At 41.1% G+C, this 14,687-nt stretch carries 21 protein-coding genes and 1 pseudogene; 14 read left to right on the top strand and 8 right to left on the bottom strand.

Features of this window, described 5'->3' with window-relative positions:
* The first annotated feature begins 488 nt into the window (after nt 1–488).
* Nucleotides 489–1,454 carry an o-succinylbenzoate synthase gene (locus LW728_RS18000; RefSeq protein WP_287668211.1) on the top strand — a complete coding sequence of 322 codons (966 nt, stop codon included), beginning with the start codon at nt 489–491 and terminating at the stop codon, nt 1,452–1,454.
* Nucleotides 1,430–2,779: a 2-succinylbenzoate--CoA ligase gene (locus tag LW728_RS17995; RefSeq protein ID WP_287767485.1), complete on the top strand. Its 1,350-nt coding sequence runs from the start codon at nt 1,430–1,432 to the stop codon at nt 2,777–2,779. The genes LW728_RS18000 and LW728_RS17995 overlap by 25 nt, the downstream gene beginning before the upstream one ends.
* A gap of 75 nt (nt 2,780–2,854) precedes the next feature.
* Here the strand turns inward: LW728_RS17995 and LW728_RS17990 are convergent.
* A pseudogene (locus LW728_RS17990) lies at nt 2,855–3,172 on the bottom strand (helix-turn-helix domain-containing protein); the annotation flags it as partial.
* Nucleotides 3,173–3,414: 242 nt separating this feature from the next.
* On the opposite strand from LW728_RS17990, the gene ahcY reads away from it, so the two are divergent.
* The 6 genes from ahcY (at nt 3,415) to LW728_RS17960 (ending at nt 6,937) form a co-directional block, all read left to right on the top strand.
* Entirely contained in the window at nt 3,415–4,692 is a 1,278-nt protein-coding gene (gene ahcY / locus LW728_RS17985) for an adenosylhomocysteinase (RefSeq protein ID WP_002732258.1), read from the top strand.
* Nucleotides 4,693–4,948: 256 nt separating this feature from the next.
* A complete protein-coding gene (locus LW728_RS17980; protein ID WP_002755550.1) occupies nt 4,949–5,554 on the top strand; it encodes a DedA family protein in 606 nt (201 codons plus the stop codon).
* A 142-nt stretch (nt 5,555–5,696) separates the two neighbouring features.
* Nucleotides 5,697–5,996, top strand: a complete 300-nt coding sequence (locus LW728_RS17975) for a hypothetical protein (RefSeq protein WP_002795863.1) — start codon at nt 5,697–5,699, stop codon at nt 5,994–5,996.
* 86 nt (nt 5,997–6,082) lie between these two features.
* On the top strand, nt 6,083–6,247 hold the full coding sequence (locus LW728_RS17970; protein ID WP_223211133.1) for a type II toxin-antitoxin system VapC family toxin: 165 nt from the start codon (nt 6,083–6,085) through the stop codon (nt 6,245–6,247).
* A gap of 106 nt (nt 6,248–6,353) precedes the next feature.
* Nucleotides 6,354–6,551, top strand: coding sequence for a hypothetical protein (locus LW728_RS17965; protein WP_002789758.1), 198 nt, complete (start codon nt 6,354–6,356; stop codon nt 6,549–6,551).
* Nucleotides 6,548–6,937, top strand: a complete 390-nt coding sequence (locus tag LW728_RS17960; protein WP_002801881.1) for a type II toxin-antitoxin system VapC family toxin — start codon at nt 6,548–6,550, stop codon at nt 6,935–6,937. The genes LW728_RS17965 and LW728_RS17960 overlap by 4 nt, the downstream gene beginning before the upstream one ends.
* A gap of 245 nt (nt 6,938–7,182) precedes the next feature.
* Here the strand turns inward: LW728_RS17960 and LW728_RS17955 are convergent, their stop codons facing one another.
* The 6 genes from LW728_RS17955 to LW728_RS17930 all read right to left on the bottom strand — a co-directional run bounded on the left by LW728_RS17955 (nt 7,183) and on the right by LW728_RS17930 (nt 9,953).
* Entirely contained in the window at nt 7,183–7,323 is a 141-nt protein-coding gene (locus LW728_RS17955; RefSeq protein ID WP_164502940.1) for a hypothetical protein, read from the bottom strand.
* Nucleotides 7,324–7,613: 290 nt separating this feature from the next.
* Nucleotides 7,614–7,940, bottom strand: a complete 327-nt coding sequence (locus LW728_RS17950) for a tetratricopeptide repeat protein (protein WP_287668228.1) — start codon at nt 7,938–7,940, stop codon at nt 7,614–7,616.
* A 12-nt stretch (nt 7,941–7,952) separates the two neighbouring features.
* Entirely contained in the window at nt 7,953–8,138 is a 186-nt protein-coding gene (locus LW728_RS17945) for a type II toxin-antitoxin system HicA family toxin (RefSeq protein WP_002734683.1), read from the bottom strand.
* Nucleotides 8,135–8,419 (bottom strand): type II toxin-antitoxin system HicB family antitoxin, encoded by a 285-nt coding sequence (locus LW728_RS17940; RefSeq protein ID WP_002734253.1) that lies wholly within the window; start codon nt 8,417–8,419, stop codon nt 8,135–8,137. The genes LW728_RS17945 and LW728_RS17940 overlap by 4 nt, the downstream gene beginning before the upstream one ends.
* A gap of 128 nt (nt 8,420–8,547) precedes the next feature.
* A complete protein-coding gene (locus LW728_RS17935; protein WP_287668220.1) occupies nt 8,548–9,441 on the bottom strand; it encodes a GUN4 domain-containing protein in 894 nt (297 codons plus the stop codon).
* A 17-nt stretch (nt 9,442–9,458) separates the two neighbouring features.
* Nucleotides 9,459–9,953, bottom strand: coding sequence for a hypothetical protein (locus tag LW728_RS17930; protein ID WP_287668223.1), 495 nt, complete (start codon nt 9,951–9,953; stop codon nt 9,459–9,461).
* A gap of 261 nt (nt 9,954–10,214) precedes the next feature.
* Between LW728_RS17930 and LW728_RS17925 the strand changes: the two genes are divergently transcribed.
* The 3 genes from LW728_RS17925 to LW728_RS17915 all read left to right on the top strand — a co-directional run bounded on the left by LW728_RS17925 (nt 10,215) and on the right by LW728_RS17915 (nt 11,617).
* Nucleotides 10,215–10,529, top strand: coding sequence for a hypothetical protein (locus LW728_RS17925; RefSeq protein ID WP_002755562.1), 315 nt, complete (start codon nt 10,215–10,217; stop codon nt 10,527–10,529).
* A gap of 528 nt (nt 10,530–11,057) precedes the next feature.
* Nucleotides 11,058–11,282 carry a DUF433 domain-containing protein gene (locus LW728_RS17920; RefSeq protein WP_002734651.1) on the top strand — a complete coding sequence of 75 codons (225 nt, stop codon included), beginning with the start codon at nt 11,058–11,060 and terminating at the stop codon, nt 11,280–11,282.
* The gene (locus LW728_RS17915; protein WP_287767484.1) at nt 11,279–11,617 is read left to right on the top strand and encodes a DUF5615 family PIN-like protein; all 339 of its coding nucleotides are present in this window, start codon (nt 11,279–11,281) and stop codon (nt 11,615–11,617) included. Before LW728_RS17920 ends, LW728_RS17915 begins: the two co-directional genes overlap by 4 nt.
* Before the next feature lie 239 nt (nt 11,618–11,856).
* Here the strand turns inward: LW728_RS17915 and LW728_RS17910 are convergent, their stop codons facing one another.
* Entirely contained in the window at nt 11,857–12,762 is a 906-nt protein-coding gene (locus LW728_RS17910; protein ID WP_002732770.1) for a metal ABC transporter permease, read from the bottom strand.
* A 135-nt stretch (nt 12,763–12,897) separates the two neighbouring features.
* Between LW728_RS17910 and LW728_RS17905 the strand changes: the two genes are divergently transcribed.
* Genes LW728_RS17905 through LW728_RS17895 form a run of 3 tightly spaced genes read left to right on the top strand, consistent with a single transcriptional unit; the run spans nt 12,898 to nt 14,473 of the window.
* Nucleotides 12,898–13,416, top strand: coding sequence for a cofactor assembly of complex C subunit B (locus LW728_RS17905; RefSeq protein ID WP_002801877.1), 519 nt, complete (start codon nt 12,898–12,900; stop codon nt 13,414–13,416).
* 7 nt (nt 13,417–13,423) lie between these two features.
* On the top strand, nt 13,424–13,840 hold the full coding sequence (locus tag LW728_RS17900; RefSeq protein WP_287767482.1) for an acyl-CoA thioesterase: 417 nt from the start codon (nt 13,424–13,426) through the stop codon (nt 13,838–13,840).
* Nucleotides 13,841–13,843: 3 nt separating this feature from the next.
* Nucleotides 13,844–14,473: a DUF1361 domain-containing protein gene (locus LW728_RS17895; protein ID WP_287767480.1), complete on the top strand. Its 630-nt coding sequence runs from the start codon at nt 13,844–13,846 to the stop codon at nt 14,471–14,473.
* Nucleotides 14,474–14,687 lie beyond the last annotated feature (214 nt).

The raw sequence follows: 14,687 nt of genomic DNA, 5'->3' as shown, positions 1-14,687 counted from the left end.
ACTGGAGACCTATTTTTTGATGGGGACGGGACAGGTACAATAGCAGCCATTCAAATTGCAACTCTTAGTTCTAAACCCACTCTTACCGCCTCTGATATACTTGTATTAGTTTAATCTTAATACAGCTTGTAGGGTGCGTTAGGCAGCTCATGAACCCAACAACCGTCAATACCTAGAAAACGGGTTTCTCGGAGAAACCTGTTGTCTGGACTTTAAGACAAAAAACGTTTCGCTGACAAACTCTATAAAGAACGTAGGTTGGTTTGAAGCATGAAACCCAACGCCTGCTCATGTTAAGCTACCGCTAACTCATCCTAAAAATAATTGTGCCTCCCTAACAATTAATTGAGATTACTTACTTACAAGCCCAAAATATGATATAGATATTTCTATAAAATTGAGCTGCAGCCTTTCACTGATTACTGAACACTAAAAGGTCTCCTATCTCAACTAGAAAATTAATTTTTCACGACTACTTATAGTTAATCATGTATTTCTGGCAATTTCGTGTTTATCAGCGTCCTTTGCTGCGTCCCCTACAAACCCATCACAGACTATGGCAAATTAGGGAAGGAATTATTATTCGCTTAGAAGCTGAAGATGGACGTATTGGATGGGGAGAAATTGCTCCTTTACCTGAATTTGGTTCGGAAACATTATCGGCAGCAATATTATTTTGTCAAAGTCTCGAAAATCCCCTATCAATAAATTCAATTTTTTCTATTCCTGAACAATTTCCCGCTTGTCAATTTGCCTTTGAATCAGCTTTAGAAGATTTAAGTATAGAAAATCAATCAATAGAATTAGAACCGAAAAATTATAGTTATTTATTGCCCACTGGTGCGGCAGTATTTCCCTGTCTGGATGATATTTTAGCCGCCAATCAAACTAATACTTATAAATGGAAAATTGGAGTCAATTCTCTCAAGCAAGAGTTAAACTTATTTGAAAAATTAATTACCCGATTACCCAGGGAAATTAAATTGCGTTTAGATGCCAATGGGGGATTAAGTATTACTGACAGTAGAATCTGGTTAAAAATTGCCGATGAATCTAAAATAATTGAATTTATCGAACAACCTTTACCCCCATCTCAATTAGCGGAAATGTTGCAATTAAGTCAAGATTTTACCACGGGGATTGCTTTAGATGAATCGGTGGCCAATCTTCGACAAATAGAGGAATGTTATCAACAGGGATGGCGGGGAATTTTTGTGATTAAACCTGCTATTACTGGTTCAATACAAGGGTTAAGAAATCTCTGGGGAAAATATCCCTTAGATTTAGTATTTTCCTCCGTTTTAGAAACTAATATCGGCAGAAAATCCGCTTTACGTCTAGCCCAAGAATACCCCAGAAAGGAGCGGGCTTTAGGTTTTGGTGTGCAACAATGGTTTAATAATAGTGACCCCGATTGGTTAGAAAAACTGTGGAAGACATCAGCAAACAATTAGCATATCTCAGTCAAAAAGATTGGTTATATGGATACAATAGCCAGAAATTTTATCAATTATATCATTCCTATTCTCGGCAATTTATCGCCGCAGATAATCCTCGATTAACTATACTTCTGTCCGAAGGCAATCCCATTAAATTCTTAGCGATATTCTTGGCTGCCGTCAGTGCCAAAAGTTGCCTATTTCTAGCTAATCCCGACTGGAAAACTAACGAATGGCAACAGGTTTTCTCTCTGATGCAACCCGATTATATTTTGGGCGAAAATATCAAGGTTTTTAACTATAATTCTCCTCCTGTCAATCCTGGGACTAATTCTCTGATGATACCCACGGGAGGAACATCGGGAAAAATTCGCTTTGCTATCCATAACTGGTTAACTTTAACTGCTTCTGTCAAAGGTTTTTCTGAATATTTTCAAGTCAAGCAGGTTAACTCTTTTTGCTTACTGCCCTTATATCATGTTAGTGGTTTAATGCAGTTTCTAAGAAGTTTTTTAACAGGGGGATATTTTGCTGTTATTCCTTACCATAAAATCAAGCAAAAGCGCATAAATACTCTCAATCTTCAAGATTATTTTATCTCCTTAGTTCCCACTCAATTACAATTTTTTCTAGAAAATGATCCTCGATGGTTAGCCAATTTTAAAACAGTTTTACTAGGAGGTTCCCCTGCATGGCCATCTTTACTAGAAAAAGCTAGAGAATATAATATTCCTCTGTCTCCCACCTATGGAATGACGGAAACTGCCTCACAAATTGTCACTCTTAAACCAGAAGATTTTCGACGAGGCAATAATAGTAGTGGACAGCTATTACCCCATGCTCAGATAAAAATTAATCCCGATAACCAGAAAATTATTATTGAAGCGAAATCTTTATTTTTAGGTTATTATCCCCATCTTAATCAAGCAAGCTACTTCGAGACCGATGATTTAGGTTACTTGGATGAAAGTGGTTATTTATATATCATTGGCCGCGATAGTCAAAAAATAATTACCGGAGGAGAAAATGTTTATCCTTTTGAGGTAGAAACTGCCATTAGACAAACTAATTTAGTTAAAGATGTGGTGGTTTTAGGATTGCCAGATTCTCGATGGGGACAGGTAATTGTGGCTTTTTATGTACCCGTCAACTCTCAGATATGCCAGACAATTATTCAATCCCAGATTAAAGATAAATTAGTCAATTATAAACTGCCGAAACATTGGATAAAATTACCAGAGATACCAAAAAGTCTCCAAGGGAAGATTAATCGAACCACTTTAATTAAATTAGCTGAAACTTGTTTTGACACCGAGTCAAACCCCGGACGATACTTATAGCAGTTATCTTAATGGTGAGTTATGAGATAACCACTGTCTTCTATGCTGGTAGTTAAAGGATGAAAACGAACTCGACGCTTTTGCTTGTCGTAAAGCATAGATAGTATCGGCAGCCAAATTTTCGATTTCAAAGTCTGGCAAAGTTCTAAATTCTTGTTTTTCCTCCGCTTCTAGGGGAGGTTCTCGGAAAAAGAATAAAGCGAGAGGACGTTTATATATTTCTGCTAACTTTTCCAATTGACTATAAGCAGGAAAGTCCTCTCCTGGCTCCCATTTCTCGATAACAGAAACATCTTTTTTAAACTTGACCGCCACAGACTCAAGAGAATATGTCGCCCTTTCTCTTGCCCACTGGATTATCTTGGGATTAATGCCTGTCAGTTTGTCGCCTATCAGTTCATCTTATCATCAAGAGATAGAGATTTCTAGCTTAATTGAGCTACATAATAGTTTATTTGTACTATATAATTACCCAAAATAGAGACAATGTACTGAGTTCTGGATAGGTCAGCGAGGGATTGATAACTTTTTCCTATATAAAAAACCAGTGAAAAGCTTGACATTGGCCAAAATCCCCGGACAATGTTAAGTTAAATTAACCAATAGCCAAGGCTTGTATTTAAGGAAAACCCCTTATGGTAGCAACACCAGTTCAACAGAAATACGACATTAAAGATATTAGTTTAGCCCCCATCGGCAAACAGCGCATCGAATGGGCCGGTCGGGAAATGCCAGTTTTGCGTCAATTAGCCGAACGTTACGCCATCGAAAAACCCTTTGCTGGACTGCGTTTAGTCGCTTGCTGTCACGTTACCACCGAAACCGCTAATTTGGCAATCGCACTAAAAGCCGGTGGCGCCGATGCGTTACTAATTGCTAGTAATCCCCTTTCCACCCAGGATGATGTGGCCGCTTGTTTAGTCGCTGATTACGGCATCCCCGTTTATGCAATCAAAGGGGAAGATAACGACACCTATCACCGTCACGTTCAAATCGCCCTCGATCATAAACCCCAGATTATCATCGATGATGGTTGTGATGTAGTAGCCACCCTAGTTAAAGAAAGAAGTCACCAATTACCCGACATTATCGGTACTACCGAAGAAACTACCACCGGTATCGTCCGTTTGCAAGCCATGCTCAAAGCCGGGGTGTTATCCTTCCCCGCAATGAACGTTAACGACGCAGAAACCAAGCATTTCTTTGATAATCGCTACGGTACAGGTCAATCTACCCTTGATGGTATCATTCGCGCCACCAATATCCTCCTCGCCGGTAAAACGGTGGTTGTGGCTGGTTATGGTTGGTGTGGTAAAGGTGTGGCTATGCGGGCCAAAGGTTTAGGCTCTAATGTAATTGTCACCGAAATCAACGCCGTGCGGGCCATTGAAGCAGCGATGGACGGTTTCCGGGTTATGCCCATGGATGAAGCCGCTAAAGAAGGCGATATCTTCATCACTGTCACTGGTAACAAGCACGTTATCCGGGCCGAACATTTCGACCTGATGAAAGATGGGGCGATTGTTTCCAACTCCGGTCACTTTGATATTGAAATCGACCTGCAAGCTTTAGGCGCAAAAGCCGATAATGTCAAGGAAGTTCGCAACTTTACCCAACAATATAGACTAAAAAGCGGTAAATCCGTCGTTGTTATCGGTGAAGGTCGCCTAGTTAACCTGGCAGCCGCCGAAGGTCATCCTAGCGCCGTTATGGATATGAGTTTCGCTAACCAGGCGATCGGTGTAGAATACTTGGTTAAAAATCAAGGTAAATTGGCCCCCGGCATCTACTCGATTCCCTACGAATTAGACCAAGAAATCGCCCGCTTGAAACTGCAAGCCATGGGGATTGAAATCGATACTCTCACCGAAGCCCAATTAGAATATATCAACTCCTGGACTTCCGGAACCTAATATAAGTTATCAGTTATCAGTTATCAGTTATCAGTTATCAGTTATCAGTTATCAGTTATCAGTTTTCAGTTATCAGTTATCAGTTATCAGTTATCAGTTTTCAGTTTTCAGTTTTCAGGAGTTAGGAGTCATGAGTCAGGAGTCAGGAGTCAGTACCCGCCACTTCATAATTCATAATTCATAATTCATAATTCCTACTTCCTACTTCCCACTCCCTTTTTTTACTTTAAAACTGTTTTCTAAATCCTAAAAAAATATGACTGAATGGATTACAAATACAATGACTTCCATGGGCTATTTAGGCATAGCCCTATTAATGTTTTTAGAGAATCTTTTTCCTCCCATTCCCTCGGAATTAATTATGCCCCTAGCGGGTTTTACCGTCCATGAGGGACAAATGGAATTTATTCCGGCAGTGGTAGCGGGGATTGTCGGAACCGTAGTCGGAGCACTACCTTGGTATTATCTCGGTCGGGTTGTGGATGAGGAAAAAATCGAAAAACTAGCCGATAAATACGGCAAATGGATTACCGTTTCCGCTAAAGATATTCAAAAAGCAAATCAATGGTTTAACCGTCACGGTAGTAAAGCGGTTTTACTCTGTCGTTTGGTCCCCGGAGTACGAACTTTGATTTCCCTACCCGCCGGGATGAATCACATGGCGATGATTCCCTTTTTAGTTTACTCCACCATCGGCACGACCCTCTGGGTCGTTTTTTTAACGGCAGCAGGTTACTTTTTAGGGAAAAATTACCCCCTTGTGGAAGAATATCTGGCTCCTGTGTCAAAAATCGCCCTACTTGTCCTGGTTATCTGGTTTATCCTCTGGATTATCCGCAAACGTAACCGCCGGTATGAGTAAATGTTGATGAGAGGTGGTGTTTTACGACGGATTGTCACCTTCGAGTCAAAGCAGCAATTTTTGTATTCTAACGCGCCCTACGTTTTACTACGTTTTACTGCTTATAAAGGGGCAAAAGGATAAGAATATACGAGGTTTTAATATGCCAACAATTAAACTACGTTCTCAGATTGGTAGAGATGGAATCTTACATTTAGATATACCGTCCGATTTTAAAGACACTGAAGTAAATGTTACAGTAACCGTTGAAGCGGTTCAAGAAGTCAGTGAAGATTTAGCAAGTAGAAAAGAGGAAAGAAAACCTCGCTATAATGCCTGGGGCAACCCAGTAGTAGAGCAATCTATTACCCAAGCTATTTCAGGAATGCGCCGCCTTCAAAAAACTGTAGCTTTACCTAAAAGTGAAATTCGTGCCATGCGAGAAGAAGGGAGGCGGTTTTGATTGAGTTCGTTTTAGATTGTTTGGTAGCAATTAGCTGATGTTTGGTCGATGAAGATAACGATTATGCTAACGCAGTATTAGACATAATGCCAAACGCCGAAGCATTTGTTCCCGAAATTTGGTCTTTAGAGATTGTCAATACTCTCCTAGTCGCAGAAAGAAGAAATCGGATGACGGTCGAGCAAACTCAAGCATCGATTAATTGGTTACAGTCTTTACTTATTACTATTTTTGGATTACCGCCGCGATGATTGGATTTTTCTGGGAGGTCAGGGATTCATGAGGAAAGGATGATATATAATGATAGTCTATGACAGAGAGAGACATTAAATACTGTTTGGTATTAGGAGAAAAGCTTTGCCACTGATTAAAATACCAAGGAATTATCTGATTGCTGAAGATGAAAATTTTATTACAGCAGACGTGCCAGATTCACTGCTTCAGCTTTGGCAAAAAGATTATCAAAAGGTGGTTAAAGCCAAAGGTATTCTTAAGGATAAAAAAGCGGCAATGCTATCTCATGTAGAGTCTCTTCGTCGGGAGTGGGATGGATGAAATACGTCTATGATACCAATATTTTTATTTATTATTTAGCCGATGACGATATAGTTACTTCTTTTTTCTCCCAAGCTTTTTTGAGTTTGCATCAGATTTTTATCTCACCAATTGTCAGAATTGAGTTACTCAGTTTTCCTACTTTGTCTAAGGAAGAAGAGCAGATAATTGAAGATTTACTCTCACAGTTTGAATTAATTCCCATATTGAGAGAAATTGAATATCTGACTATTCAACTGAAACGACAGTATAAAATCAAGATTCCCGATGCCATTATTGCCGCAACAACATTGAGCCAAAATGGATGTTTGGTCACTAGAAATGTTGATGATTTTAAGGGTATTTCTGGTTTAAATATTAAAAACCCGTTTATTGATGAGGGGTAAATAATAGTAGAAGAGCGAGAATTAAAAGTTGACTTATCTGCAAAGTAGCTTACTACTGGAAACCGATAGCTTGATGACAGCAACCAGTGCCAGGTATTGAAGTAGGAAAAAGCCTATGTTTTCGTTCTATAAATCTCCAAAACTAAGCTTGACAAATTGCCTGAAGTTGTTATATCTTACAGGTTACGAGTCTTTGCGCGAGAGAAGAAAAAACGAGAATCGACCAAAGACCCCCTGTTCCCTTCTCAGATCCACACGCTACGGCTAGGAACATCTCGGCGGGAAAGTGCGTTAGCTAATTCGTACCAACTCCATTTTCCTTTTCCTTTTTCAACTAATTGGAGAAGCACCAATTCAAGTTGGGTTAACTGTACGGTATCTTTCATGATTAATCCTCTATACTTGGGTGAAATAAAACGCCAAATCCTTCTTTTAAACCATAATCTTCAAGGGTTGCTGTGTGAGCATTATTCCACAATTTGTAAGCCAGATCGGGATCGGGTGGCTGTCCAGTGGGATAGCCTAGTTTTTTATTTCTTGATAGGATAATTTAAGAATTTTACCTCCCGCTTTAGATGGTTCAAATAACCTTCCGCTAATAGCTTCTTTCTCTTGCATTATAGATTAATTCATCAGTCCTTTATTTTGATTTTTTAATTTCAGTAACAACCATTTTTCACGAGAACAACCTTCCCCAAAATCCTTTTTCAAGATTTTTGATCCTGTCGAGAGCCTTACGATACTCTTCCATATTGCCTTGCTGCGAGTAAAGTTGTGCCGCTTGATTGTAGTCTGCGATCGCACCTTGGTAATCTCCTAAGTTTTTCTTGGCAAACCCGCGATTGCGGTAGGCATGAGCATAGTCGGGTTTGATTTTAATGGCTTGATTGTAGTCTGCGATCGCACCTTGCTTGTCTCCTAAGTTTTTCTTGGCAATCCCGCGATTGTTGTAGGCATCAGCAAAGTCAGGTTTGATTTTAATGGCTTGATTGTAGTCTGCGATCGCACCTTGTTATCAAGGTTCTGGTATCTCCAACTGACGAAAAATTCTCACAGCAGTAAACTCTACAATTTCTCTATGTCGAGGGATGGCTGTGCGCCGACCATTGAGTGGATTTTCCCAGATGGAATGTTCACTTCCTTCTCGTACCAATTGACAACCCTGTTGACTGAGATAACGCAACAAATCTCGACGCTTCATGAGGCTATCAAAGTCGGTACAATTTGGACATGGGTTGATGCAGAAAATATTAGATAAATTGGTTCTTCTAAATCCGCTTCTGGGTCTGTTAACAACTCATTAGGCAAGGGTAAGGATTCCCCCCTAGATATATTAACTTCTGCCATGTCCACCAGCGCACTGGCTAAGGAACGGCGTACTGCTGCTAGATCATTTCCCCAGGAAATCACGCCAGGGAAATCCAAGACTTCTCCATGGACTCCCTGTTCCAGAAATTTATACATTGCTTTGTAGGTAAGCATCCAATTTATACTCCTTTCTTTCACCGAATTTTTTGATTAATAGATTAAGAACTGAACAAATTGGGAAAAAGCCTATGTTTTCGTTCTAGAAATCTCCAAAACTAAGCTTGACAAATTGCCTGAAGTTGCTATATCTTACAAGTTACAAGTCTTTGTACGAGAGAAGAGAAGAAAAAATTCTTCTTAGTTGGAATGATTATTAAACCAATACTTTTCCCTAATCCAAAAGCAGGGAGGTGACCTTGGACGGCATTTTGTGAGAAGTTTAGGTTATGGCGGTTCAACCAATTTCCTCCTTCTTTCCAGCCGACGCTATCACCGAATTCTTGCCATATCTCCTCATTATACTCTCTCTTCCCCCCAAGACTCTCATAAATTTCTTTCTGGATGCTGAAGCCAAAATTGCCATTACTGTAATGTAGCCAGAGTTGATTGATTATCCGTAAATCTTCACAGGGAAAGCTATCGATATCCTCTATTCTTAACCATCCTGAGCTTGTTCGACCAGCCGCCTGACACATGACTTTACCTGTTTCTTCGTCTGCTTCCTTCCATTTTCCTGCTGCTAGCAAGTCACGAAGTTTGGTGTAGTTAATGCCCCTTTTACTTTTCAATTCTACTTCATTACGAGGAGAGCGAACCGTAAACTCACTTCCTAATTCAGATCGAACTCTATCAAAAAAACTAGCAGGCGGCAGTTTTCCCCCCTGTATATCAACTGTCTGAATTATTCCAACTTCTAGCCAACGGCTACCCTCTAACAAAAGGGGGAAAATGGGCTTTTTTAACTCTAAAGCAAGAGCCAGTTCGCAGTTTACCCAATGAGAGTTTTTAGAGCGAGGAGACATCACCAGCATAAAAACCTGACTTTTTCTGAGGTTTTCTTCAATCACTCTTGGCCATTTATCCCCGTAGTCAATTTTGTTATCTAACCACCAGGGCAATTCGTGCTTTGTAAGAGCCTCTAGCAGCTTATTTACATAGGCTTGGTCTTGACGACTGTAGCTAATAAAAATAGACATTCCCAGAAACTCCTAATCTAATTTTCAACCCCAGCAATCTCTGCTAGAGCCAGTGCATACCGACTTAAATCCTGCCTGAGAGCCTCTAACTCCCTTCGCAATTCAGGTTCTTCTGTCCATTGCTGCTCGTATTCCTTGGGACTGACATCAGCAGGACGCTTCGCTTCCCAAACCTGTAAGCGAGGATGCCACTTGGCTAGAAAACGGCGCAACCCCCGATTCAGGACAGCGATCGCAATACCGCCCACTGAATTGCGAGAAGCCCCCACATCGGGACCAGCTTCCTTGAGAATCTCGCCGGTTGTCCCAAATAAACTATACAGGGAGTTCAAAGCCTCACGCAGCAGCCCTTCTTCACCCTCCAGTGGCTCTACAGCAATGCGAGTCACCAATTCCACATAAAGTGACCATGCAGCCCTTCTCTCAGTCGGATCTGCCTCCCATTCGGCTGAACCAATACCAAAAGGAAGACTGACAGACACTTTCTTCAATACAGCCGGATCGCCCTTCATCTGTTTCCCCTCGCCTCAGCCTCTAATGTTGCCATTCTCCTTTCCAATTATATGACGGGATTTAGCTTATTACTCCCAATATTGGGCTGGGTGGAGAGTGGCGATTGTCCTGAAAAAAACGGCTCCGACTAGATGCAGAAATCGTTAGAATAATCAAAGAATGACTTCTCCTGAACGATAGTCATTTCCGAAACACAACAGGCTCTTTTCTTCTCTCTGTCTCTAGTTAAATTTGTCCCCACTGGGCAAAAATTAGCCAAAATGAGCCAAATAACCTCTCGAAAAGTTCCTCTGGGAAGTTCGATTTTTCCTCATCAACATCGCCTTTCTGCTGAAGAAATAGCGAAAATTGAGGCTGAGGATAAAGCTTTAGCTCGGCGTTGTCGAGAGATTTTTGACCGCGTTTATCCACAATTAGCAGGGGAATATTATGACTGGTTTATTGTCATTGAGCCTGAGAGTGGGGACTATCGCTGGAGCAAATTCTTGATGAAGATTTTCTGCCTTTTTAAATATGATTGTTCCAAACTTACCGTACAAAATCAAAAAAAGAAGACAATTATTGCCGACCAATAAAAAACAATTTTGAGGCAGAATGATAAAGTAGCTCATGTTATCAGAGCGATCGCCGCTTGGGATCAAGGTTCTGGTCGGTAATGCGTTATCCTCAGAAAAGGGAAACTCAACTGTACTAGGCATGAGCAGATGCCCCTTGGTCATCCTGAATCATCTGCCCCAGGATGTTTGCTGCTGCTGTTGCGTCGTAGGGCCACCAAATTGGGTACTCTGATGCCGAGAAGATGACTTGTAGTTCAGCGTCTGGGATTTGTGTGGCTAGGAGTTTAAAGAGTGATCATTTGTCTGACTGGCTCAGATTGTTGACCAGAGGAATTAACTCAGCGAGTGACATGGCTTAAACTTCTAGAGGTGCGAGAATAAATTGATCATATCCAAAAAGGTGGTGAGGAATCATCGTTCGGCCCCGGCGGTGAGGATGTCAAAATTTTTCATAATTGACAAGGTGGGCTATGCCTACCCTATTTTGTTGAAACTTTTAGCACTCTAGTTCACAATAAAGGTAAAGATCGTAAGAGCTACCTTGTAATGGCGGAATTGCTTTCAAGAATTACAGTTAATCCTCGGCAGTGCGGTGGTCGTGCCTGTATTCGAGGAATGAGAATCCGGGTATCAGATGTGTTAGATCTATTTGCGGCAGGTTTAAGCGCGAGAGAAATTCTAGATGAAATGCCTGATCTTGAGGCAGATGATTTGAAAGCAGCGCTTTTATATGCCTCGCGGAAGCTTAATCACCCGGTTTTAGTGGCATGACAATTTGGGTTGACGCACATTTGTCTCCTGCAATTGCAACCTGGATTAGCACTACACTTGAGATTGAAGCTGTGGCTTTGCGTGATCTTGGACTGAGAGATGCTGAAGATACTGAAATCTTTCAGGTTGCAAAAGCTCAAAGAGCTATCCTAATGACCAAAGACAGCGATTTTGTAGATTTAGTTGAGCGACTTGGTTCGCCCCCACAAATTATTTGGCTGACTTGTGACAATACCTCTAATGCCCGGTTGCGTGAAATCTTGAGTGAGACTTTACCCAGGGCTTTAGAACTTTTAGCTGCTGGTGAGACATTGGTAGAAATTAGCGGAGACTAGCTGTACAGGCTAATGAATCCAAGAGCTACCCAATACAAGAGGTCAAATGGCTATTTTCCAATATCAGATTCTTGTGGGGAAGAATTAACCTAATGCTGTGGTCTGGTATGTCGCTTAAGTACAATATGAAACGATAAAATTAACACAATATCAGGGTAAGAGCCTCGAAAAATCTGGCAAATTATCGCAGTTATCTCGGCCGTCCGCTTTTTTTGGTCACTACCACCTTCTCCTGCAAACTAACGCCGTCTCAACAAATTTTTCATCTCTACCCAGATAGAAAGTTGACCACCTAGACTAGCGGGATGAGTGAAAATTCCTTGACGGGGACTGAATAAAAAGGCCAACATAAATAGGGTAAAAGCGACAAGCACGATCGCCGGTCCGGAGGGTAAATTCCAGTAATAACTTAAATACATCCCACTGATACTAGAAATAATACCCACACCCACACCTAAACCCATGACTTGATGAAGACGGGTAACTAAAAGATAAGCAGTGGCTGCTGGGGTAATCAAAAGGGACAAAACGAGGATTACTCCCACCGCTTGGAGACTAGCAACGATTGTCAGGCCGATCAGGAGCATTAAGCCTAAATCTAATAAATTTACCGGTAAACCCGCCGCTTGCGCCCCGATTTTGTCGAAAGTGTAGAATAATAGTTCTTTATACAGGAGCAAAACGGTTAATAAAACGATAACGGCAATAATTAGGGTATCGCGAATGTCCGCAGCAGTAACACCGAGAATATTGCCGAAGAGAAAGTGATTAAGGTCAATTTTGTTGTTTTTTTGGATGAGAGTGATCAGGGTGATGCCAAGGGCGAAAAAAGCCGAGAAAACGATACCCATGGCCGCATCTTCTTTGATTGGGGAACGATTACGGATTAAGTTAATCAGTAGGGTACTGACCATTGAGGCTAGTAAAGCACCCAGTAAAAGATTAAAATTACCAATAAAAGCGATCGCTAATCCGGGTAAGACCGAGTGACTGATGGCATCGCCCAAGAGGGCCAAACGTTGTACCATCAGGTAGGTTCCCACCACCGCACAGATGATCCCGACGATGATAGCTTCAATTAGGGATCTCTGCATGAAACTATACTGTAAGGGTTCGATTAATCCTGTTAATAGATTGTTGCCCATGAATCTGCCTTGGGGTTAAATTTTTCTGATTCTCGATCGAGGTTTTGCTCCTAGGGTCTATCTTCTAAATCGGGGGAGAAGATAGGTTAGGATAATTAGGATTAATTGTAAGTTTTTTCGCTCCTAACCGCCGCCATGGATACCCCCGTTCTCTCCTCAACTTTTTTTCTGACTCTCCTGCTCATGGTGGGATTATTCTTTTTTATTCGCGGTTCCGTCAAAGAGCGTATCGAACAGCGTGTCTATCTTACCAGTACCAGTGACGACCAACTATTAGAACAACTGCGAAATTATTTTGACCGACGTTCCTATCAAGTCAAGGCGATTGAACCCGAACAGAATATTGTCAGATTACAGGGTTTTGTGCCGCCTAGCCCCTTTCTAGCGATATTTTTGACAATTTTGGCAGCCTTGGGTTTATTTTGCTTCTCACTGGTGTTATCGGTGTTATTTCCCGATACTAATCCCTATATTTTTGCTCTTGTGGCTTTATCTCCCCTCGCCGGTGTTTTCTATTGGCAAAAAGTCGGCCGTTTAGAAGAAGTGGCTTTTAAAGTAGAAAGCAAATCTCAGCAAACGGAATTAACTGTCAAAGCCCATCGGGACGAGTTAAGACAACTACAAGATAGTTTAACCTTTCTAGAAAGACAATAAGCTTTTTATGTCCTATGAACGCCTAATTTATCTGGCCGATACCGATGCGGCCGGTGTGGTTTACTTTGCCCATCTTCTCTCGATCTGTCATGAAGCCTACGAGTTTTCCTTAGCACAATTTGGCATCAATATCAAGGATTTTTTTAAAGATTCTCCGGTTGCCCTACCGATTACTCAAGCGGAAATCCAGTTTTTTCGGCCTCTTTTTTGTGGTGATCGCATAGAGATTGATTTCACTGCCCGATCCCTGAGCGAAAACGAGTTTCAATTGCAGTATAAAATTTATTTGACTGAAATCATGGTGGGAAAAGCGAAAACCCGCCATGTGTGCATCGATCCCACCGCTAGAAAAAGAATCCCTTTCCCGGAATCTTTAAAAAATTGGTTAGGATATTTATCAACCCCAGAGGAGACTGGTATTTAAGGGATGATGTGGGCAGATTTAACGATGATTTTAACTAGGGATTGGTGGCACAGTGCTTGGCAATTATTTAACCTTAGTACCGCGAGGATTGTCTGGAATTCTTTTCTGGCCTTTATCCCCTTTATCCTCAGCTTTTGGCTATTTAGGACTACCCTCGATCGTTCCCTACTCTGGTGGTTAATTCTCTTAGTTTTTGTGCTTTTTTTACCCAATGCTCCCTATATTCTCACCGATAGCATTCATTTAATCGCCTATCTTCAGCAGGATTACGCCAAAAGTTTAATTTTTTTAGTTTTAATCCCCCAGTATAGTGTCTTTATTTTCCTTGGCTTTCAGCTATACGTTCTCTCCTTACTTAATTTAAAAAGTTATTGTCAGCAAAGTCAGCTAAAATCAGCAGTTTTACCCCTAGAAATAACTCTCCATTTTTTAAGTGCGATCGGTATTTATCTAGGGCGTTTTCTCCGGCTGAATAGTTGGTATCTAGTCACTCAACCGCAGCAACTATTCTGGAGTTTGCCGAATTTACTGACTAAAAAACCTTTGCTATTCATCTCTGTCTGTTTTTTAATTATTTGGCTACTATACGAGATCAATAAAAGGCTTTACAATCGATTTTTTGGCTACAATTAACGCCTATCGGGAATGTCCACCCTCTGCTCGTCCCTTTCGGATTGATTAAAAGATAAGTAGGTAGGCGTTAAAAACTATCAGATCCCCCCGCCTATCCGCACCCCCCTTATCAAGGGTAGGGCTGTTTCATTTAAATTAAGTACAGCTGATTTTGAGTCAATAAATTTGACTTAAGATTCTCAAGTTTATCTTTTTCTAACCAAAAGAGTTAGTC

The organism is Microcystis sp. 49638_E5, from assembly GCF_021300285.1.
Classification (GTDB): Bacteria; Cyanobacteriota; Cyanobacteriia; order Cyanobacteriales; family Microcystaceae; genus Microcystis; species Microcystis aeruginosa_C.
This window is presented reverse-complemented; position numbering and strand designations above follow the sequence as displayed.